This is a genomic window from Pseudomonas sp. E6002 (assembly GCF_013385565.1).
GTDB lineage: Bacteria > Pseudomonadota > Gammaproteobacteria > Pseudomonadales > Pseudomonadaceae > Aquipseudomonas.
The window spans coordinates 324,186-344,572 of sequence record NZ_JACAPT010000001.1 but is presented as its reverse complement, the minus strand read 5'-3'; the positions used below and the strand labels follow the sequence as shown (position 1 = coordinate 344,572).

The window sequence follows — 20,387 nt, the reverse complement described above, 5'->3', positions numbered from 1 at the left end:
GGGTCTCCATCAGGTCACCACTTGGTACTGGAAGCGATCCGAACGGCTGGTGGACTGCGCCAGCTCCACCGGGCGGCCGTCGCGATCGCGGGAAAGGGTGAATACGGTGAGCGCCGGCAAGTGCCGGGGCATCATCAGCAGTGCGGCTTCGTCGCGGTTGGGCAAACGCGCGCCGATCAGGCTTTGGGTACGGGTCAACGGCATGTCACGCTCACGCAGGTAGTGGCGCAGCGAGCCGCCGTTGTAGTCCGCCAGCAGCGGCGCATGGCTGGCGCAGTAACGGTGGCGGATCAGGCTGACCGGCTGGTGATCGAGCTTGCGCAGGGTTTGCAGCTCGATCATCGGCGCCATCTCGGCGATGCCCAGTTGCTGGGCCTCTTCGCGGCTGGCAAAGCAGTAGCGGCGCTTGAGCAGCATCGCTTCCACGCCCACGCCTTGGGCCGACAAGGACTGGCTGTAGGAGGTCTCGGCGCCCATCGGGTAAATCAGCGGGCGGTCCAGCACCTGGGTGCCTTTGCCCTGGCGGCGCAACAGGCTGCCTTCGAACACCAGCTCGTCGATGGCGCGGCGCAGGGTGTGGCGGTTGACGCCGAAGCGTTCAGCCAGTTGCACCTCGCCCGGCAGGAATTCACCGGCCTGGTAGCTGCTCAGTTCGCGGCGCAGGATGTCAGCGAGTTCGCGGTACACCGGCTCATCTTGTCTAGACAACTGCATGCTTAAAAAAAGTGCCCTGGGGCACCCCTCCGACGTCAGATGAACTGCTTGCGCAGGCGTTGGGACAGCACGTCGATACAGCTCACCACCACGATGATCACCAGCAGCACCGCGCAGGTCTGCACGAACTGGAACGCGCGGATGTTCTCCCAGAGGATCACGCCGATCCCGCCGGCACCGACCATCCCCACCACCGTCGCCGAACGCACGTTGGCCTCGAAGCGGTAGAGCGCGTAGGACACCCACAGCGGCATCACTTGCGGGATCACGCCGTAGATCACTTCCTGCAAGGCACTGGCACCGGTGGCTCGCACACCTTCAACGGGGCCCGGGTCGATGGCTTCGACGGCTTCGGCAAACAGCTTGGCGAGGACCCCGGTGGTGCTGATCCACAAGGCCAGGACACCGGCAAAAGGACCGAGGCCGACGGCGACCACGAACAACATCGCGAACACCATTTCGTTGATCGAACGGAAGGCGTCCATCACCCGGCGCAGCGGCTGGTGAATCCACCATGGGGTGATGTTGTCGGCGCACAGGATGCCCAGGGGCACCGAGCAGACGATCGCCAGCACCGTGCCCCAGAGGGCGATTTGCACGGTGACGATCATCTCCTTGAGGTAGGAGCGCCATTCGTGGAAGTCCGGCGGGAAGAAGTCGGCGGCGAAGGTCGCCATGTTTCCGGAATCGCGGTACAGCGCCAGCGGGTTCATCTCGGCGCCGTGCCAGGCCCAGGCCAGCAGGATCAGGAACAGGCCCCAGCCCAGGTATTGCGGCCAAGTCCTTTTGCCCACTGCTTCAGCATGCAAGGTAGTCATGGGTCACTCTCGGTGTAGGGTTGGAACTGGGCTTAATGTGGGAGCGGGCTTGCTCGCGAATGCGGTGACTCAGTCGCCGGATGCGTTGAATGACACACCGAATTCGCGAGCAAGCCCGCTCCCACATGAACCCGATTCCTACAGGGGGTTAGCCGTTGGCTGCGGTCTTCTTGTCCAGTTCGGTGATGCGCTCTTGCAGCTTGGCCAGGTCGGCGTCGATGTCGGCGAGCTTCCTGGCCTTGTCAGCCGCTTCCAGCTTGTCGTCGGCGCTGATGGTGGTGCGCTGCTTGAACAGCTCCAGTTGGCGGATCGGCAACAGCTGGTCGTCGCTGGACTTGAGGAACTTGCCCAGTTGCATGTTCTTCAGCACGGCCTTCTCTTCGTCGGTGTCACCGTAGTTGGCGAAGAAGTCGCGGATCTTGGTCTTCTCGCTGTCGCTCAGGGCCTTGCTCCACACCATCGGGTCGGCCGGGATCAGCGGCGACTTCCAGATCACCTTGAGCATGGCGGCCTTGTCCGGCTGGGTGACTTCCAGGCGGTCCCAGCTTTCGGTGTTGAAGGTGGCGACGTCCAACTGCCCCTTGGCCACGCTCAATGCGTTGACTTCATGGCTGGAGTTGAGGGTGCGCTTGAAGGCGGTGGCGGCGTCGACGTGGTTCTTGGCGAACACGTAGTAGCCGGGTACCAGGTAGCCCGAAGTGGAGTTCGGGTCACCGTTGCCGAAGGTCAGGTTCTTGGCGTTCTTGAGCATGTCATCGACGTTGTTGATCGGGCTGTCCTTGCGCACGATCAGCACGCTCCAGTAACCGGCAGCCCCGTTGGCGGCGGCGGTCTGGGCGAAGATTTCCCCGTTGGAACGGTCCACCGCTTCCATCGCGGCCTTGTTGCCCAGCCAGGCCACGTCGACCTTGTTGAAGCGCATGCCCTGGATCAGGCCGGCGTAGTCGGAAGCGAAGGTGGCGTTGATGGTGAGGCCGGTCTTCTTGTGCATGTCATCCAGGAAGGGCTGCCAGATGCTCTTGAGGTTCTGCGAAGACTCGGTGGACATGATGCCGAAATTGATCGCCTTGTCGGCGGCCTGGGCAGTGCCCATGGCCACGCTGGCAAGCAGCACGGCAGACAGAAACACATGACCGATACGGTTCAACATGGAGAGGATTCCTGTGGGTCGTTAGTAAGGTTTCAAGCGCGGGCCAGGGCCAACCGTGCGGGGACGACGGGTGTGCGGGTCTGGTCGGAAAACATCAGGCTGGTGTCGACATCGGCACCGTACAAATCGTTGAGGAACTGGCTGCTCAGCTCGCTGGCCTGGCCGTCGAAGTGAATCCGCCCGCCCTTGAGCGCCACGGCTCGCGGGCAATAACGCATGGCGTAATCGACCTGGTGCAGGGTGACCACCACGGTCTTGCCGTCGCGGCCGTTGATGTCGGCGAGGATCTCCATGACCTTGCGCGCCGACTCTGGGTCCAGGGAGGCGATGGGTTCATCCGCCAGGATCACTTCGGCGCGTTGCGTCAAAGCGCGGGCGATTGCCACGCGTTGCTGCTGGCCGCCGGACAAGGTGGAGGCGCGCTGGCTGGCCAGGTCTGCCAGGCCGACGCGGGCCAGGGATTCCATGGCGAACTGTTTTTCCTCGGTGTTGAACAAACCGAGGTTGCCGCGCCAGCGCGGCATGCGGCCCAGGCAACCGAGCAGTACGTTGTCGAGCACGCTCAGGCGGTTGACCAGGTTGAACTGCTGGAAGATGTAGCCGATGTCGGCGCGCAGGCGCCGCACCTTGCCATTCAACCGCCCGCTGGCCTGCACTTCCCGGCCCAGCACCTTGACGCTGCCGCCGTTGCTCTTGTCGCAACAGGCCAGGCCCGCGAGGTGGCGCAGCAAGGTGGACTTGCCGGAGCCGGAAGCGCCAATCAGCGCGACCATCTCACCGGTGGCAACGGTGAGTTCGAGGTCGACCAGCGCGGATTTCTTCGCAAAGGTCTTGTTCAGATGATCGACATGGATAGCTGGAGTCATGGGCTTCTCTGTCTGGTTGAACAGCCATCCGTGGCTGCGTTTGAGTTCAAACGACAGTAGGCGCGGGCTGTGTCAGCCCTATGACTTGCACATGACTGGAGTAAAACCGTTTGATGAAGGTTTGATGAAAGGTTGGAAGTAGCTGTAGGACGTTGATCGTTCCCAACGCTCTGCGTGGGAATGCCGCCTCGGACGCTCTGCGTCCATTGAAGTCTTGCGCAGTGGTGACGCGGAGCGTCACGGGATGCATTCCCACGCAGAGCGTGGGAACGATCCATACCTAACCTGTGGCGAGGGAGCTTGCTCCCGCTGGGCTGCGCAGCGGCCCCAAGCCTGGGTGACACGGTCTGTCAGATGTACTGAAGTGGCTGACTTGGGCCTGCTTCGCAGTCCAGCGGGAGCAAGCTCCCTCGCCACAAGGTCTTCGCCCGGCATTGGAAATGTGCCGGACTGTGGTGCAATAGCTGGCCGCCAATATGTGCAAAAGGACAACGTGATGGGAAAAGACAAGGCATGTCCGGTCATCCTGCGAACCCGCCAATCCCTGGAAATCCTCGCCTTCAAACACCCACTTGCAGGTCTTCAACTGGTCAAGGGCAGCTTGGAGCCTGGCGAAAGTACCGAGGCTGCGGCAGTTAGAGAGTTGCTTGAAGAGGCCGGGATAACCGGCAAGGTGATACGTGACCTGGGCACTTGGCACTCAGCGTCCACGGGGCATACATGGGCCTTTCATCAATGCCTGATCCCTGAAGACCTGCCAGATACCTGGACCCATTTTGCAGAGGATGATGGCAGCCACGAGTTCCAGTTCTTCTGGCACCCGCTGGCGGGCGAACCGTCAGAAGAGTGGCATCAGGTGTTTAAAGATGCCCTGGAGTTTCTAAAGCCGCGCCTTGCCGAAGTATCGCTTCAGGAATAATCAAGATCCCGGTAAATCGGTGATTTTTCCTACGATCTCTATGGCTTGCAGCAGCCTTAACTCGCCGCTAGCCTCTCCAAGTCGCTGCTCATCAGCGATCGGGTTTGGTCGCCCGGGTTAGAATGGCGCACAGTGCCGCGCAAGCGGCATTATCGTGTTCGCTTTATGGCGAGCTGTGCGTGGGAGGGCCCTGGCCCTGCCGGGTTTCCATTCCCTGGTCGACCAACCTGCGTACAGCTCGCCACCCACCTGCTTGGTCGCAGATGTGGTGAGCTCCCACTGAATGGAGAGTCATTGCATGTACAAGGTCACGCCTAATCCGCCAGAAACGTCTGGCTCCAAGTCTGAAAAAAACAAGCTTCAGGACGCCGCCCAGCGGGCCATCGATCACTACCTGAAACCCGCCGAAACCAAAGCGTCCACCAATGAAAAAAACCACTTCAGTCTGTTCACCGTATCAGCCAACGTTGAAACGGAAGCACTGCTGAGCAACGCCTACGAAACACTCCAGTCTGCCAATGCAATGGCGTTGGACCTTTCCGAAAACATTGATGGCAAAGACCGCAGCCTGGTATTGGCGATGCAACAACTGCTGGAGTTGGGATTGTTGTTGGTGGATAGAGCGCTGGATCGAGAGTGCCCGGTGGCCTGATCAAAACCGAAATCCAACTGGCAACATAAATCCAATGTGGGAGCGGGCTTGCTCGCGAATGCAGAGGGTCAGTCAATACATCGGGTGACTGATCCACCGCTTTCGCGAGCAAGCCCGCTCCCACATTTTGATTTTCATCAGGTTCAAACTGCCCGGTGTTATTGAGCGATGCGGGCGCGCAACCGCGGCATTACAAAATCCAGAAACGCGCGCAGTTTCAGCGGCAACGGTGACTGGCCTTTATGCACCAAACTGATGGGCAGCGGCGCCGACTCGAACGCCTCAAGCACCACCGCCAACGCCTCCTCCCGCAGCGCATCCGCCACCTGATACGACAGCACCCGAATCACCCCCACTCCTAACGTCGCCGCTGCAATCGCTGCTTCTGCGGTGTTCACCGACAACCGCGAATGCACCGGTACCGAGAGCCCGGTTTTACCCGCGCCAAATCCCCACGCCCCTTGGGACGCCAGCACTTCGAAGGTGATGCAGTCATGCCCCGCCAAGTCCTGGGGCTCAGCGGGTACACCGCGAGCGGCCAGGTACGCCGGGCTGGCGCACACCACCCGCCGCACCGTGCCCACCTGCATGGCCTTGAGCGAGCTGTCGGGCAACTCGCCAATGCGCACCGCGACGTCGCAGTGTTCTTCCATCAGGTGCACGACGCGGTCGGTGAGGATCAGGTTGATGTCGATCTCCGGGTACTGCGCGAGGAATTCCGCCACCACCGGCACGATGTGCAGCCGCCCGAAGACCACTGGCGCGGTAACGACCAGTTCGCCCCGGGGCTGGGAATATTCGCCAGTGGCCGCGCGCTCGGCCTCGCTGATGTCTTCAAGAATGCGCCGGCACGCGTCGAGGTAGGAGGCGCCGGCATCGGTCAACGACAGCTGGCGCGTGGTGCGGTGCAGCAGGCGGGTTTTCAGGTGCGTCTCAAGTTCAGCCACCTTGCGGCTGACGCTGGCCAGCGGCATGTCGAGGCGCCGCGCCGCAGCGGTCAGGCTGCCTGCATCAACCACGGCAACGAAGATGGACATGGATTCAAGACGGTTCATGGCAACCTATCAAATTCTGGAAGGATGATTCCAAATCCTAGGGGATTATCCTGCCAAGCGCGAGTGCGTAACGTTGGCCACTCATCTCCTTCCCGGAGATCTGCATTGAAGGAGAGCGCCGTGAGTGGCCTGCCGATGACATCCCAACCTTCCACAGCGCCTGCGGTCGCGCCGCGCGGCAAGATCATCATGATGGCGGTGATCGCCGGCGCGGTGATTACCAATATTTACTGCACCCAGCCGATCCTGCCGCTGATCGCTTCGGACATGGGCGTGGACGTGACCACCGTGGATCTGGTGGCCGGTTCCGCCCTGCTGGGTTTTGCTACCGGGCTGGCGTTGCTGCTGCCGATGGGCGACCGTTTTGACCGCCGTAAGCTGGTGCTGGGGCAGATTGCCCTGGCGTTCTGTTTCGCCCTGGCGGCAGCGTTTTCACCGGGCATCTGGGCGCTGATCGGGGCGTCTTTCGGCTTGGGGATTGTGAGCTGTGTACCGCAGCAACTGGTGCCGTTCGCGGCGGTGATGTCGCAGCCCCACGAACGCGGGCGCAATGTGGGCACGGTGGTCAGCGGGATCATGGTCGGCATCCTGCTCGGGCGCACGATCGCCGGCGTAGTCGGTGAGGCTTATGGCTGGCGGGCGGTGTACGCGATGGAGGCGGCCTTCATGATCCCGGTGTGGATCGGTGCCGCCAGGCTGCTGCCACAAGGCGTGCCGAGCACCAACCTGTCCTACCCTCGCCTGCTGGCTTCGCTGTGGCCGCTGATGCGCGACAACAGCCCGATTCGCCAATCAATGATGGTGCAGGCGTTGTTGTGGGCTTGCTTCAATGCGTTTTGGGTGAATCTGGCAGCACTGTTGGCTCATGGGCCATGGCAATTGGGCAGTGCCTGGGCCGGTGGCTTCGGGATTATCGGTGCGGCGGGTGCGTTGGCGGCGTCGCTCGGTGGGCGGGCTTCCGACAGGCTGGGTTCGCGCAAGGTGATTGGGGCGAGTATCGGGATTGTGACCTTGGCGTTCCTGCTGCTGGCGGGTGCCGAGACTTCGATTATCTTGCTGGTGCTGGGGGTGATCGTGCTGGATATCGGCGTGCAGTCGGGCTTGGTTTCCAACCAGACCCGGGCGTTTGCGGTGGACCCGAAAGCCCAGGGCCGCATCAATAGTTTGTACATGACGGCGACGTTTTTTGGCGGTGCGGTGGGGGCGACAGTCAGCGGCTGGTTAATGGCGCGGTTGGGCTGGATGGGGATTGTGGAGTTTGGGGTGATGCTGGGGGTGATTGCCGGGGTGGTCCACTGGACAAGCGCGCCCAGGCAGACTGAGGAGCTGGCGTAATTTCAAATCAAACGAGATTCAAAATGTGGGAGCGGGCTTGCTCGCGAATACGGTATATCAGTGCCCGATTTGTTGGCTGACACGCCGTATTCGCGAGCAAGCCCGCTCCCACATTTGAGCTTTGTTGTTGGGTGGACTGTATTCCAAACCAGCCATGAAAAAGGCGACCCGAAGGTCGCCTTTTTTCATTGTGCGTACTGCTTGCTCAACCCCGGCGGTACGCCATGGACATCGGTCTCTTCCCAAGGCCCGTTCGGGCTGATGGACCGGCTCCAGCCGTTGCTCCAGCGGTAGTAGGTGCGCTGGCGGTAGAACGTATCCGGCTGTTCATCCAGCACATACACCTGCATCTTCCCGTCCCAGTGGCTGGCCGCACCCGGTGGCGGTGCGAAGGTCGGCGAGGAGCTCGGCACCGGCTTCGACGGTTTGATCACTGGGCCTGAGGGCTGGGTGCCTGGCTGTGTGCTCGGCTGGGTCGACGGCCCTGTCGGTGGAATAGTCGGCCCGGTAGGCGACGGAGGCCGATGGACCGCACAAGCACTCAACCCCAATACCAGGCTGAGCAGGGTGATACGTGCGATAGCGGTCATGGGCATTTCCTCGAATTATTGGTCCGGACTGTCGATGGTCAGCTGCTGCAGCGCAGTGGTGCTGCTGGCCAGGGGTTGGCTGCGGCCGATCCACTCGCCAGCTGTGGGAACACCTGCCCGGGATATGCGCGCAACCAGTTGGACTTCGGGAAAGTTGGACAGTTTCAACTGCGGCATCATCGCGTCGCTGTCGCCCAGCTCGACGGTGATCGGCAGGTCGGCCACGGTCACGCGCTTGGCGGCCAGGGGCGCCGGCGGGCCTTTGACGGCACGGGCGAAGATGAACACGCTGTCGGTCGGCAAGGCCTTGGCCTTCACATCGGCGGCCAGGTCCACCCGCACTTGTATCTGTTTTTCTGCCTTCACGGGCGCCACGCTGCCGCCGCTCTCCTTGAGCTTCTCGGCGGCCCGGTCGATCCCGCCTTGCAGCGCGGCACGGGAATTGTCGTCCGGTGGCAGTTGCGCCAGCAGGCGGTTCCAGTAGTCGATCGCTTCCTGGTAACGCTGGCCTTCAAAGGCGGCGATGCCCAGCAGGCCGAGGCTGGTGACTTCCTTCGGGTCGAGTTTCAGTGCTTCGTCGGTCAGGGCCTGGACCTTGGGCGACCACTGTTTGTTGTCGGCAAAGTACTGGGCCTGGGCCCACTGGCCGAGCAACTCGGGCTGGCGACCGGCCAGGGCCACGGTGCGCTCGAAGATTTTCGCCGCATCGGCGGAACGGTCCTGGGCCATGTAGGCACGACCGAGGAAGTACAGGCCTTCCGGCGAGTCCGGCTGGGCCGCTGCGGCGCGCTCCAGGCGGCGGGTCATGTCTTCCATGGACACCGGCGGCTGGGAGAATTCGCGGGTCAGTTCGACCTTGTCACTGGCACCGTAATGCAGGTACAGCGCCACGCCCAACACCGGCACCAGAAACGCCGCGAGCAACGGCAACGGTTTGCCGAGGCGCGATTCCCGGGGCTTTTCCACACCCTCGGTATCCGCCAGCAACTCACGGGCCGCTTCAGCGCGACCGCTGTCCAGCTGGGCCGCATCCAGCACGCCTTCGGTCTGCTGGGTTTGCAGTTCCGCCACGCGTTCCTGGTACAGCGCCACGTTCAATGCAGTGCGATCCTCTTCACGCTGGGCACGGCGGCCGCGTAACACCGGGATCAGCAGGAAACTCAAGGCAATCAGAAGCAGCAGACCTGCTGCGAGCCAGAAATCAATCATCAGTTTTTTTGTCCAGCAGTTGGTCGAGGCGTTGACGCTCGTCGACGGAAAGCGAGTCCGAGCCATCGGCCGGGGCGACACGACGGCGGCGCACAATCACCGCCATAACGACTAAGCCTGTGAGCAACAACCCGGCGGGGCCGAACCACAGCAGCGCAGTCTTGCCGGTGAGCGCCGGCTTGTAGCGCACGAAGTCACCGTAGCGGTCGACCATGAAGTCGATGATCTGCTGATTGTCCTTGCCCTCGCCGAGCATGCGGAAAATCTCTTTGCGCAGGTCGGCGGCGATCGGTGCGTTGGAGTCGGCGATGTCCTGGTTCTGGCACTTGGGGCAGCGCAGCTCCTTGGTCAGTTCGCGAAAACGCTCGCGGTCTCCGTCCTTGGCAAATTCGTAGGTGTCGATGGCGGCGTGGGCCACGCCGACCATGCTCAAGCCCAACACAGCGGCGGCTAACCAACGCTTCATGGCTTGGCCTCGTCCACCAGTGCCTGGTACTTGGCGGCCAGTTGCTCGCGCCACACCACTTCGTCGATCACGCCCACGTACTTGTCGCGGATCACGCCCTTGGCATCGATGAAGAAGGTTTCCGGGGCGCCGTATACGCCGAGGTTCAGGCCGAGGTTGCCGTCTTCGTCGCGGATATCCAGCTGGTACGGGTTGTGGAATTCCGCCAGCCACTTCAGGGCGGCAGCATTGTCGTCCTTGTAGTTGATGCCGTAGATCACCACGCCCTTCTCCGCCAGCTTGTTCAGCACCGGATGCTCCACGCGGCAGGAAATGCACCAGGTGCCCCACACGTTGACCAGTGCCGGTTTGCCCAGCAAATCAGCCTGGGTCAGGGTCTTGTCGCCCTGCACGGTCGGCAGCGAGAACGCCGGAAATGGCTTGCCGATCATGGCGGACGGCAGCTCGGCCGGGTCCAGGTACAGCCCGCGATACAGGAACACCGCCACCACCAGAAACGCCGCCAGCGGTAACACCATCAACCAACGCTTCATACTGGCGCTCCTTGCAGACCGAGGGCTTCACGCACCCGGCTCTTGACCTTGACCCGGTAGCGCCGGTCCATCGCTGCCAGCAAACCACCGAAGCCGGTGAGCAGGCCGCCGAACCAGATCCAGCGCACAAACGGTTTGACGTGGACCCGCACGGCCCAGGCGCCATCGCCCAACGGTTCACCCAGGGCGACGTAGAGGTCGCGGGTGAAACCGGCGTCGATCCCGGCTTCGGTCATCATCGAACTTTGCACGGTGTACAGGCGTTTTTCCGGGTGCAGCACGGCGATTTCCTTACCGTTGCGCACAACGCGTACGGTGCCTTTGTCGGAGGTGAAGTTCGGCCCTTCGAAGTGCTTGGCGCCTTCGAAAATGAAGTGATAGCCGGCCAGGTCCATGGACTCGCCGGGGGCCAGGCGCAGGTCGCGCTCGGCGCTGTTCTGGCTGGACAACACCACACCCAGGGCGCACACGGCGATGCCGATGTGGGCGACCTGCATGCCCCAGTAACTGCGGGTCATGGTCGGCAAGCCTTTGATCAAACCTTTGTGGCGGGTCTTGTCGATCAGGTCGCGTACACCGGCCAGCAATACCCAGGCCGCGAGCATGAAGGTGGCAAGCACGGCCCAGTTGAAGTCGCCGTAGGCAATACCGGCGATCACGGCCAGCGCGGCGCTGCCCAGCAGTACCGGGGTGAGCATGCCCACCAGCCATTTCACCGGGGTGTCTTTCCAGCGCACCAGTACGCCGACCGCCATCACCACCATCAGCAGCGCCATCAACGGGATGAACAGCGCGTTGAAGTACGGCGGGCCGACGGACAGCTTGGCGCCGCTCAGGGCATCCAGCACCAGCGGGTACAGGGTACCGAGCAGAATCATCGAGGCCGCCACCACCAGCACCAGGTTATTGCCCAGCAGCAGGGTTTCCCTGGACCAGAGGTTGAAGCCCACGTGGCTCTTGACCACTGGCGCACGCAGGGCGAACAGCGTCAGGGAGCCGCCGACCACGAACAGCAGGAAGATCAGGATGAACACGCCGCGCTCCGGGTCGGAGGCAAACGCGTGCACCGAGGTCAGCACGCCGGAACGCACCAGGAACGTACCCAGCAGGCTCAGGGAAAACGCGGCGATGGCCAGCAACACGGTCCAGCTTTTGAACACGCCGCGTTTTTCCGTGACCGCCAGCGAGTGAATCAGCGCGGTGCCCACCAGCCAGGGCATGAAGGAGGCGTTTTCCACCGGGTCCCAGAACCACCAGCCGCCCCAGCCGAGTTCGTAGTAGGCCCACCACGAGCCCAGGGTGATGCCGATGCCGAGGAATGCCCAGGCGACGATGGTCCACGGCCGCGACCAGCGCGCCCAGGCGGCATCGAGACGCCCGCCGAGCAAGGCGGCGATGGCGAAGGCGAAGGCGACCGAGAAACCGACGTAGCCCATGTAGAGCATCGGCGGGTGCACGATAAGGCCGATGTCTTGCAGCAGCGGGTTGAGGTCGTGCCCGTCGACCGGGATCTGCGGCAGGATGCGGGTGAACGGGTTGGAGGTCATGATCAGGAACAGCAGGAAGCCGATGCTGATCATGCCCATCACCGCCAGCACCCGGGCCAGCATCACTTGCGGCAGTTGGCGGGAGAAGATCGAGACGGCAAAGGTCCAGCCGCCGAGGATCAATGCCCACAGCAGCAACGAACCTTCGTGGGCGCCCCACACGGCGCTGAACTTGTAGTACCAGGGCAAGGCGCTGTTGGAGTTATTGGCGACGTAGGCGACAGAAAAGTCGTCGGTCATGAAGGCGTAGGTCAGGCAACCGAAGGCGAACACCAGAAAGGCGAACTGGCCCCAGGCAGCCGGCTGGGCCAGGCTCATCCACAGGCGGTCACCGCGCCAGGCGCCCAGCAACGGGACCACGGCCTGGACGATGGCAAAGCACAGGGCGAGGATCATCGCCAGCTGGCCCAACTCCGGAATAAACAGTGCGGACGTCATGACTTAACCCTCCTTGGCAGGGGTCGGGGCGGATTGGCCGCTGTCTTTGAGGGCCTTGGTGACTTCCGGCGGCATGTATTTTTCATCGTGCTTGGCCAGCACTTCATCGGCCACTACCACGCCGTCGGCGTTGAGCTTGCCGAGGGCGACGATGCCCTGCCCTTCGCGGAACAGGTCCGGGAGGATGCCGCGGTAGGTGATGGTCACGGACTTGTTGAAGTCGGTGACGATGAACTTGACGTCCAGGGAGTCGCCGGAGCGTTGCAACGAGCCTTTCTCGACCATGCCACCGGCACGGATTCGGGTATCCAGCGGCGCTTCGCCGTTGGCGATCTGGGTCGGGGTGTAGAACAGGTTGATGTTCTCCCGCAGGGCGCTCAGGGCCAGGGTCACGGCAATGCCGACACCGGCCATGATGGCCAGGATGATCAACAGACGCTTTCTACGCAGCGGATTCACTTTTCGGTCTCCCGGCGCAAACGACGCGCCTCTTGTTGCAGGTAACGCTTGCGGGCCAGGATCGGCGCGGCGACGTTGAGGGCCAGCACCGCCAGGCAAATGCCATAGGCCGTCCAGACGTACAGGGCGTGATGGCCCATGGCGAGAAAATCACTGAAAGAGTTGAAGCTCATCCACGGGCTCCCAGGCTGTTTTGCACTTCGGCCTTGACCCAACTGGTGCGGGCTTCACGCTTGAGCACTTCGAGGCGCATGCGCATCAGCAGCACGGCGCCGAAGAAGCAGTAGAACCCCAGCACCATCAGCAGCAGCGGCGCCCACATTTCCACGGGCATTGCCGGCTTTTCGGTGAGGGTGAAGGTGGCGCCCTGGTGCAGGGTGTTCCACCACTCCACCGAGTATTTGATGATCGGGATGTTGATCACGCCGACGATCGCCAGCACCGCGCAGGCCTTGGCGGCGCTGTCACGGTTGCTGATGGCGTTGCCCAGGGCAATCAGGCCAAAGTACAGGAACAGCAGGATCAGCATCGAGGTGAGTCGCGCATCCCATACCCACCACGAACCCCAGGTCGGCTTGCCCCAGATCGCGCCGGTGACCAGCGCCACGGCGGTCATCCAGGCACCGATGGGCGCGGCGCATTGCAGGGCCACATCCGCCAGTTTCATCTTCCACACCAGGCCGACGATGCCGCACACCGCCAGCATCACGTAGCAGGACTGGGCCAGCATCGCGGCAGGCACGTGGATGTAGATGATGCGAAAGCTGTTGCCTTGCTGATAGTCCGGCGGCGCGAAGGCCAGGCCCCAGACCAGGCCGATGCCGATCAGCAATACGGCGGCGATGCTCAACCACGGCAGCAGTTTGCCACTGATGCCGTAAAACCATTTGGGCGAGCCGAGCTTGTGAAACCAGGTCCAGTTCATGCTGTTTCCATCACGGTTGCTTCTCGTCGTTGCGAGAAGCTTAGGGTCTTTACTGGTTAAGGTTCTATCGCTTAACCAGACCTCATTATTCGCCGACGCTGATCTTCAGGCCAGCCGCTATAGCAAAGGGTGTCAGGGTTACCGCCAGGGCGGCCAGGCTGCCAAGCCACAGGAGGTAACCGGTCGCCGGCATGCCCTGGAGCGCGGCTTGCAACGCGCCGCTGCCCAGGATCAACACCGGGATATACAAAGGCAAGATCAGCAGGGCCAACAACAGGCCACCGCGTTTCAAACCGACGGTCAGTGCCGCACCTACGGCGCCCAGTAGACTGAGAACCGGCGTGCCAAGCAACAAGGAAAGGAGCAACACCGGCAGGCATTCGGTGGGCAACCCCAGCATCATCGCCAGCAGCGGCGCGAGCAATACCAGCGCCAGGCCGGAAAACGCCCAGTGTGCCAGTACCTTGGCCAATACCAGAAGTGGCAGGGGGTGCGACGAAAGGACCCACTGTTCGAGGGAACCGTCTTCAAAATCACTGCGAAACAGCCCGTCCAGCGAGAGCAGGACTGACAAAAGCGCCGCCACCCAGACCAGTCCCGGAGACAAGGTTTGCAACAGTTTAGTCTCGGGGCCCACCGCCAACGGGAACAGCGCAATCACAATCGCGAAGAACACCAGCGGGTTGGCCAATTCGGCCGGACGGCGACAGAGTAACCGCGCTTCGCGGGCGACCAACAGGGCAAAAACACTCATACCGCCCACCGTCCCAGGTCGAGGTCGCGGTAACCGGCAGGCATGCGCGTCAAGGTGTGGTGAGTGGTCAGGACAACCATGCCGCCCTGCTCGCAGTGCGCGGCAAGGTGTTCTTCCAATTGGGCAACGCCTTGTTTGTCGAGGGCGGTGAAGGGTTCGTCGAGAATCCATAGCGGCGGGCCGTCGAGATACAAACGGGCCAGCGCCACGCGGCGCTGCTGGCCGGCGGACAGGGTGTGGCAGGGAACGTCTTCGAAACCCTTGAGGCCAACCGCGGCCAGCGCCTGCCAGATCGCCTCGCGGCTGGCGGGATGATGCAGGGCGCTGAGCCAGCTGAGGTTTTCTTCGGCGGTGAGCACATCCTTGATCCCGGCGGCGTGGCCGATCCAGATCAGGTTGCGCGCCAGCTCGGTGCGCTGCTCGTGCAACGGTTTGCCGTTGAGCCGCACTTCCCCCGCCGTCGGCTGCATCAGACCGGCCAGCAGGCGCAACAGGCTGGTCTTGCCGCTGCCGTTGGGACCGCTGACCTGCACCATGTCGCCGCCCGCCAGACGCAGTTCGAGGTGTTCGAACAGCATCCGCAGGTCACGTTCACAGGCGAGCGCTACGGCTTCTAGAAGAGGGCTGGTCAAGAGATCGCGGGCCTTTACGGTTCAAGTCGGCGGTGGAACGGCCGTTAAAGAGATGCACATTAACTGCTTTGGCGACCGTTTTTAGAGAGCTGGATCAATCAGTTGTGTTGTTTTTAACGCTCTCTTTGAAGACGGGCGGCATTATACATGTGATGCCCTACTCTAAAGAGGGCAATTTCCCCTGAGACGGCGCGCACGATGACCGGTGAGATCAATCTTCCCACGCTCCCCCCGACGCTTCCGGCCGGGCCTGCGCCCGCGCCTGCAGCGGGCGAGTTGCTGAAACTGCTGGAGCCGCAGACCGGCCTGATCGACCCCGGAAAAACCGTAAATGCCGAGGTGCTGGCACTGAAACAAGGCGGCGATGCATTTCAGTTGCTGCTCAAGCTGACCTTGGAAGGCGGCCGGCAAACCCTGGTGCAGGCCAGCAGCAGCCAGCCGCTGCCGCTGGGTACCCAGGTGGAAGTCAGCCAGACGCCGTCGGGCAATTTGTCCATCAGCCTGCAGCAGGCCCTGAGTTCCAGCGTCGCCGCGCTGACGCGTATCGATACCAGCCAGTTACCGGTGGGCACCCTGCTGCAAGGCAAGGTGCTGACCACCCAGGCGCTGCCACAGGGCGCCAACCAGCCGGTGGTGTATCGCTCACTGGTGTCGGTGCTCAATAACGTCCTCAGCGGCGCGACCCTGACCGTCGAAAGCCCGCAGCCCTTGCGCGTCGGCAGCCTGCTCAGCGCCGTGGTGCAAAGTGCGCAGACCTTGAGCTTTGTACCGCTGAGCGGGCGCCAGGACCAATTGGCCGTGGCCCAGCAACTCTCCACCCAGCAAAGCCGCCAGGGCTCGCTGGACGTGGTGTTCACCGCGCTGCAAAGCCTGCCGGCGACCAGCAGCGACAGCACCGGGGCCGACCTGCGCGCCGCCGCCGAGCGTTTGCTCGCCGGCCTGCCCGACCTGGCCCAGGCCAGCAACCCCAAGGTGCTGGCGCAACTGATCCAGAACAGCGGGACCTTCCTCGAAGCCAAGTTGCTGGCCGGGCAAAACCCGCAGATACCGCCGCTGGACATGAAAGGCGCGCTGCTGCGCTTCGTCGCCGACCTGCTGCCATCCCTGCCCGCCAGCACCAATCTGAATGCGATCCTCGCTGCCAACACCCTGGCGCAATTGCTGCCCAGCTTCGTACGCAGCCCGCTGGGTACCCTCGGCCAGGTCGGCGCCAGGCAGGCGCCCGCGGGCTTTCCGCTGCCCGATCGGCTGATGCAACGCCTGGAAGGTGAAAGTGACCTGGAAAACCTGCTGCGCCTGGCCGCCGGGGCCATCTCCCGCCTGCAAAGCCATCAGCTGTCGAGCCTGGAGCAGACCGGTACCACCGCCGACGGCAAGCTCTTGACCACCTGGCAGCTGGAAATCCCCATGCGCACCTTGCAGGACATCGTGCCGTTGCAGGTCAAGTTCCAGCGGGAAGAACCGGCGCCCGACAAGGAACAGCAGGAACGCAAGGACAGCAAGGATCCCAAGCAAATGCTCTGGCGCGTGGAAATGGCGCTCGACATGGAGCCGCTCGGCCCGTTGCAGGTCCAGGCGCAACTGAGCCAGGGCAAACTGTCGAGCCAGTTGTGGGCGACCCGGCCCTTCACCGCCAGCCTGATCGAAAGCCACCTGGGCAGCCTGCGCGAGCGCCTGGTGTCGTCGGGACTCAACGTCGGCGACCTCGACTGCCACCTCGGTACCCCGCCACGGGGCCCGAAAACCGGGCTTGAACAACGCTGGGTGGATGAAACCGCATGAAAAACCCCAACCCGCCCCGCCAGGCCATCGCCCTCAAATACGACGGGCAACAAGCGCCGACCCTGACCGCCAAGGGCGACGATGCCCTGGCCGAAGCCATCCTCAAGCTGGCCCGGGAGAACGAAGTCCCGATTTACGAAAATGCCGAGCTGGTCAAATTACTGGCACGCATGGAGTTGGGCGACAGTATCCCGGAAGAGTTGTACCGCACCGTCGCCGAGATCATCGCGTTTGCCTGGACGCTGAAGGGCAAGTTCCCGGTGGGCTACGACCCGGACGCGGGGCCGGTGGAGCGGGATGTGACGGAAAGAGGCGACGATTATTAAGGTGGGAGCCGGCTGATCGTTCCCACGCTCTGCGTGGGAACGCCGCCTCGGACGCTCCGCGTCCAACTGGCGCTGCAACGTTCAAGTCTTGCGCAGGGGTAACGCGGAGCGTCACGGGATGCATTCCCCCGCAGAGCGTGGGAATGATCAGTTGCGGTGGGTGGTGTATAGCAATTATATCTTTCGAGGTATAGATTATCTCGAACCCGATAGTTCAGGATAAACCCATGAGCCCTACCCGCCCGATTCTCAGTCGAAAGCTACTCGCCGAAGCGCTCGCCCGTGATCTGGCAGGCGAGTCATTTGCCGACTACAGCTCCGGCATGTTCCTCGCGGCTCCGCGCCGTACCGGCAAGAGTACGTTCCTGCGCAACGACCTTATCCCCGAGTGCAAGGCCCGGGGCTGGCTGCCGGTGTACGTGGACCTGTGGATGAACCGCGAAATCGACCCCGCCGAACTGATCTCCGGCGCCATCGGCAAAGCCCTGGGCGAGTTCGAAAGCGCAGTGAGCAAAGCGGCCAAGAAGGCCGGTATCGACAAGATCAGCCTGCTGCGCACCTTGAGTTGGGATTTCACCAAACCGCAATTGCCCGCCGGCACCACGCTCAGCCACGCCCTGGACGTGCTGCACCAGGTCTCGGGGCAAATGATCGTGCTGATCGTGGACGAGGCCCAGCACGCCCTCAACAGCGAAGGCGGGGTGAACGCCATGTTCGCCCTCAAGGCGGCACGGGATCATCTCAACGGCAGCAGCACGGCCGACGGCCTGCGCCTGGTCTTCACCGGCTCCAGCCGGGACAAACTGGCCAACCTGGTACTCAAGAGCAAACAACCGTTCTTCGGCGCCCATATCACGCCGTTCCCGCTGTTGAGCCGGGATTTCGTCGAGTTCGTGACGGACCTCTGGAACCGGCGCCTGGCCGCGACCAACCAGTTCAACCTGGAGGACATGGACTATGCCTTCCAGCTCGTTGGCCGGCGCCCGGAAATGCTCAACACACTACTGACCGAAGTGAGCGTGGGTCTTGGCGAGGCCAGCAACCTTGGCGAGTTGCTGAGGACCGGGGCACTCAATCACCAGGCCGGCATCTGGAGCGATTACGAGAGCGCCTACAACGACCTCTCGCCGCTGCAACAGGCGGTACTTGAAGTGATGGGCGAACGAACCCTGGGCAAGCAGGCGTTCTCGCCTTTTGCGGAGAAAACCTTCCAGGATGTGAACCGCAAGCTGGAACAGGCCCAGGTCGAGCCGAACGCCAGCACGCCAAACGTGCAGAAAGCACTGGAAGTGCTGCGGGAGAAGGAGTTGGTCTGGAAAGCCAACCGTGGTGAATATGCTTTGGAGGACTCGACCATGGCCGAATGGCTGAGCAACCGGCACCGGCTATAAGCTGCAAGCAATACCGCTTGCAGCTCGTAACCTTCAGCTGTCCTTGTGCAACCGGCTCATCAACTGCGCTTCAGCCTGGGTCAACCCGCAGGACTGCGTCAGCTCATCCACCGTGGCGCCCATGCCCACCAGCTTCGCCGCCTGGGCGAATGAGAGGCTCGACGGGTCACGCTGCTCGAGTGCCGACAGCTTGTCCGGCAACGGCGCCAGCACCGAACGCAGCTCGTGCACTTCATCACCCACACGCACCGCACTTTGCTGGAAGTGGTCGACCCGCTTGGCCAGCTCCAGGATCCGCCGGTCGCGCACAGCGTCGCGCTCGACTTGTCGAGTGGCCAATTCCCGTTGCTGGCGAACATAACGCAGCAGGAAGCCCAGGGTCCCGGCCCAAAGGATGGCCAGGACGATCACCGCTACCTCAAGAAACAATCAGATATTCTCCAGGTCCTGCCACTCTTCTTCGCTCATCATCTTGTCCAGCTCAACCAGAATCAGCAGTTCGCCGTTCTTGTTGCAGACACCCTGGATGAACTTGGCCGATTCTTCGTTGCCGACGTTCGGCGCAGTCTCGACTTCGGATTGGCGCAGGTAAACCACTTCCGCCACGCTGTCGACCATGATCCCGACCACTTGCTTGTCGGCTTCGATGATCACGATGCGGGTGTTGTCGTTGACTTCGGTCGGCACCAGGCCAAAACGCTGGCGGGTGTCGATCACGGTCACCACGTTGCCGCGCAGGTTGATGATGCCCAGCACATAGCTTGGGGCACCCGGAACCGGAGCGATTTCGGTGTAGCGCAGCACTTCCTGCACACGCATCACGTTGATGCCGTAGGACTCGTTGTCCAGCTTGAAGGTGACCCATTGCAGGATTGGATCATCCACCAGACCTTGTGCGGACACTGACTTGTTCATACTCCAGACCCCTTCAAATACCGTTGGTTACGGTGTGTGTTCTTAGGCAGCGCCGTAGCGCTGCTGCTTGTTATCAAGTGCGTTTGTTCAGCGGCATGGCTTTTACCGCGCCGCTGGCAATCAACTCCGCCAGTTCGGCGACATCCAGCAACGCGCACATGTGTTCGATCACAGTGCCCGCCAGCCATGGCCGCTGGCCCCGGTGGCTGCGCCATTTGATTTCGTTCGGGTCCAGGCGCAATGAGCGGCTGACCTGATGCACCGCCAGCCCCCACTCGTAGCCCTGGACCGAAATAACGTATTGCAGGCCCTGGCGGAAGTCATCGCGGTAGCGGTCGGGCATCACCCAACGCGCGGTGTCCAATACCTTCAAGTTGCCCTGCTGGCTCGGCAGGATCCCGAGGAACCAATCCGGCTGGCCGAACAACGGCGTCAACTCCTGGCCTTCCAGGGAGTAGATCGACCCCAGGCACACCAGCGGCACCGCCAGGGTCAGCCCGGCGACATCGAACAGCAAACATTCGAACGGCTCCGCAGCCCACACCGGGCGACCGTCGCCCTGTACCGGCGGCGGCGTGATGCTCGGCGGGAGGTGAACCTCAACCACCGGCTCCACCACTACAGGCGCAATCACCACAGGCTCGACGGGCACAGCAACCGGTACAGGAACTGCTACGGGAACCACCAACGCATCACGGGCCTGCTCTTCCAGGACCGCCAGCTGAAACTCGTCCAGGGCAGCAGGTTCAGGCTCGATGACTTCATCGAGGATCAGAATCGGCTCCGGCATGTCCTCGGTGGCGTCCTGGAGCAAAGCGTCCAGGTAGGACTCCAGCGCCAGTTGCGGCCGGGTCTTGAAATCAACGGGACGGTTCATCTGTATGCCCACGCGCAAGCCCCATCAACCCTGT

At 62.5% G+C, this 20,387-nt stretch carries 24 protein-coding genes; 6 read left to right on the top strand and 18 right to left on the bottom strand.

Going from position 1 to position 20,387, the window contains the following annotated elements; all coding sequences use genetic code 11:
* Positions 1 to 9: 9 nt before the first annotated feature.
* The 4 genes from phnF to phnC form a co-directional block, all read right to left on the bottom strand.
* Positions 10 to 714 (bottom strand): phosphonate metabolism transcriptional regulator PhnF, encoded by a 705-nt coding sequence (gene phnF / locus HX815_RS01780; RefSeq protein ID WP_023659262.1) that lies wholly within the window; start codon positions 712 to 714, stop codon positions 10 to 12.
* A gap of 35 nt (positions 715 to 749) precedes the next feature.
* Complete coding sequence (gene phnE / locus HX815_RS01775) at positions 750 to 1,532, bottom strand: phosphonate ABC transporter, permease protein PhnE (RefSeq protein ID WP_003210621.1); 783 nt, start codon at positions 1,530 to 1,532, stop codon at positions 750 to 752.
* A gap of 148 nt (positions 1,533 to 1,680) precedes the next feature.
* Positions 1,681 to 2,682 (bottom strand): phosphonate ABC transporter substrate-binding protein, encoded by a 1,002-nt coding sequence (phnD, locus tag HX815_RS01770; RefSeq protein ID WP_003210622.1) that lies wholly within the window; start codon positions 2,680 to 2,682, stop codon positions 1,681 to 1,683.
* A 32-nt stretch (positions 2,683 to 2,714) separates the two neighbouring features.
* Positions 2,715 to 3,548 (bottom strand): phosphonate ABC transporter ATP-binding protein, encoded by an 834-nt coding sequence (gene phnC, locus HX815_RS01765; RefSeq protein ID WP_087694468.1) that lies wholly within the window; start codon positions 3,546 to 3,548, stop codon positions 2,715 to 2,717.
* Between the two features lie 496 nt (positions 3,549 to 4,044).
* On the opposite strand from phnC, the gene HX815_RS01760 reads away from it, so the two are divergent.
* On the top strand, positions 4,045 to 4,467 hold the full coding sequence (locus HX815_RS01760) for an NUDIX domain-containing protein (protein WP_177027727.1): 423 nt from the start codon (positions 4,045 to 4,047) through the stop codon (positions 4,465 to 4,467).
* A 298-nt stretch (positions 4,468 to 4,765) separates the two neighbouring features.
* Positions 4,766 to 5,119 carry a DUF6124 family protein gene (locus tag HX815_RS01755; RefSeq protein ID WP_087694315.1) on the top strand — a complete coding sequence of 118 codons (354 nt, stop codon included), beginning with the start codon at positions 4,766 to 4,768 and terminating at the stop codon, positions 5,117 to 5,119.
* Between the two features lie 158 nt (positions 5,120 to 5,277).
* On the opposite strand, the gene HX815_RS01750 is transcribed toward HX815_RS01755, so the two are convergent.
* The gene (locus HX815_RS01750) at positions 5,278 to 6,174 is read right to left on the bottom strand and encodes a LysR family transcriptional regulator (RefSeq protein WP_177027726.1); all 897 of its coding nucleotides are present in this window, start codon (positions 6,172 to 6,174) and stop codon (positions 5,278 to 5,280) included.
* A gap of 135 nt (positions 6,175 to 6,309) precedes the next feature.
* Here HX815_RS01750 and HX815_RS01745 point away from each other — a divergent pair, with 135 nt between their 5' ends.
* Entirely contained in the window at positions 6,310 to 7,509 is a 1,200-nt protein-coding gene (locus HX815_RS01745; protein ID WP_087694340.1) for an MFS transporter, read from the top strand.
* 185 nt (positions 7,510 to 7,694) lie between these two features.
* Here HX815_RS01745 and HX815_RS01740 read toward each other — a convergent pair whose 3' ends face one another.
* The 10 genes from HX815_RS01740 to ccmA all read right to left on the bottom strand — a co-directional run bounded on the left by HX815_RS01740 (position 7,695) and on the right by ccmA (position 15,008).
* Positions 7,695 to 8,099 (bottom strand): hypothetical protein, encoded by a 405-nt coding sequence (locus tag HX815_RS01740; RefSeq protein ID WP_003210627.1) that lies wholly within the window; start codon positions 8,097 to 8,099, stop codon positions 7,695 to 7,697.
* Positions 8,100 to 8,114: 15 nt separating this feature from the next.
* Positions 8,115 to 9,308, bottom strand: coding sequence for a c-type cytochrome biogenesis protein CcmI (gene ccmI / locus HX815_RS01735; RefSeq protein WP_102369664.1), 1,194 nt, complete (start codon positions 9,306 to 9,308; stop codon positions 8,115 to 8,117).
* Positions 9,301 to 9,774, bottom strand: a complete 474-nt coding sequence (locus HX815_RS01730; RefSeq protein WP_003210629.1) for a cytochrome c-type biogenesis protein — start codon at positions 9,772 to 9,774, stop codon at positions 9,301 to 9,303. Before HX815_RS01730 ends, ccmI begins: the two co-directional genes overlap by 8 nt.
* Complete coding sequence (locus tag HX815_RS01725) at positions 9,771 to 10,307, bottom strand: DsbE family thiol:disulfide interchange protein (RefSeq protein ID WP_008434782.1); 537 nt, start codon at positions 10,305 to 10,307, stop codon at positions 9,771 to 9,773. The genes HX815_RS01730 and HX815_RS01725 overlap by 4 nt, the downstream gene beginning before the upstream one ends.
* A complete protein-coding gene (locus HX815_RS01720; protein ID WP_087694319.1) occupies positions 10,304 to 12,292 on the bottom strand; it encodes a heme lyase CcmF/NrfE family subunit in 1,989 nt (662 codons plus the stop codon). The genes HX815_RS01725 and HX815_RS01720 overlap by 4 nt, the downstream gene beginning before the upstream one ends.
* Positions 12,293 to 12,295: 3 nt before the next feature.
* On the bottom strand, positions 12,296 to 12,751 hold the full coding sequence (ccmE, locus tag HX815_RS01715) for a cytochrome c maturation protein CcmE (RefSeq protein WP_008434786.1): 456 nt from the start codon (positions 12,749 to 12,751) through the stop codon (positions 12,296 to 12,298).
* Positions 12,748 to 12,924 carry a heme exporter protein CcmD gene (gene ccmD, locus HX815_RS01710; RefSeq protein WP_008434788.1) on the bottom strand — a complete coding sequence of 59 codons (177 nt, stop codon included), beginning with the start codon at positions 12,922 to 12,924 and terminating at the stop codon, positions 12,748 to 12,750. Before ccmD ends, ccmE begins: the two co-directional genes overlap by 4 nt.
* On the bottom strand, positions 12,921 to 13,676 hold the full coding sequence (locus tag HX815_RS01705) for a heme ABC transporter permease (RefSeq protein ID WP_008434790.1): 756 nt from the start codon (positions 13,674 to 13,676) through the stop codon (positions 12,921 to 12,923). Before HX815_RS01705 ends, ccmD begins: the two co-directional genes overlap by 4 nt.
* A gap of 85 nt (positions 13,677 to 13,761) precedes the next feature.
* Entirely contained in the window at positions 13,762 to 14,430 is a 669-nt protein-coding gene (gene ccmB, locus HX815_RS01700) for a heme exporter protein CcmB (protein WP_003210635.1), read from the bottom strand.
* Positions 14,427 to 15,008 (bottom strand): cytochrome c biogenesis heme-transporting ATPase CcmA, encoded by a 582-nt coding sequence (gene ccmA, locus HX815_RS01695; RefSeq protein WP_003210636.1) that lies wholly within the window; start codon positions 15,006 to 15,008, stop codon positions 14,427 to 14,429. Before ccmA ends, ccmB begins: the two co-directional genes overlap by 4 nt.
* A gap of 252 nt (positions 15,009 to 15,260) precedes the next feature.
* On the opposite strand from ccmA, the gene HX815_RS01690 reads away from it, so the two are divergent.
* The 3 genes from HX815_RS01690 (at position 15,261) to HX815_RS01680 (ending at position 18,561) form a co-directional block, all read left to right on the top strand.
* Positions 15,261 to 16,844: a flagellar hook-length control protein FliK gene (locus HX815_RS01690; protein ID WP_177027725.1), complete on the top strand. Its 1,584-nt coding sequence runs from the start codon at positions 15,261 to 15,263 to the stop codon at positions 16,842 to 16,844.
* Positions 16,841 to 17,170: an EscU/YscU/HrcU family type III secretion system export apparatus switch protein gene (locus HX815_RS01685; RefSeq protein ID WP_003210638.1), complete on the top strand. Its 330-nt coding sequence runs from the start codon at positions 16,841 to 16,843 to the stop codon at positions 17,168 to 17,170. Before HX815_RS01690 ends, HX815_RS01685 begins: the two co-directional genes overlap by 4 nt.
* Before the next feature lie 227 nt (positions 17,171 to 17,397).
* Positions 17,398 to 18,561: a hypothetical protein gene (locus HX815_RS01680; protein ID WP_177027724.1), complete on the top strand. Its 1,164-nt coding sequence runs from the start codon at positions 17,398 to 17,400 to the stop codon at positions 18,559 to 18,561.
* A 33-nt stretch (positions 18,562 to 18,594) separates the two neighbouring features.
* Here HX815_RS01680 and HX815_RS01675 read toward each other — a convergent pair whose 3' ends face one another.
* The 3 genes from HX815_RS01675 to HX815_RS01665 all read right to left on the bottom strand — a co-directional run bounded on the left by HX815_RS01675 (position 18,595) and on the right by HX815_RS01665 (position 20,353).
* Positions 18,595 to 18,990: a DUF2802 domain-containing protein gene (locus HX815_RS01675; RefSeq protein WP_003210640.1), complete on the bottom strand. Its 396-nt coding sequence runs from the start codon at positions 18,988 to 18,990 to the stop codon at positions 18,595 to 18,597.
* Complete coding sequence (locus tag HX815_RS01670) at positions 18,991 to 19,476, bottom strand: chemotaxis protein CheW (RefSeq protein WP_003210641.1); 486 nt, start codon at positions 19,474 to 19,476, stop codon at positions 18,991 to 18,993.
* Positions 19,477 to 19,549: 73 nt separating this feature from the next.
* Entirely contained in the window at positions 19,550 to 20,353 is an 804-nt protein-coding gene (locus tag HX815_RS01665; RefSeq protein WP_003210642.1) for a CheW domain-containing protein, read from the bottom strand.
* Between the last annotated feature and the right edge of the window lie 34 nt (positions 20,354 to 20,387).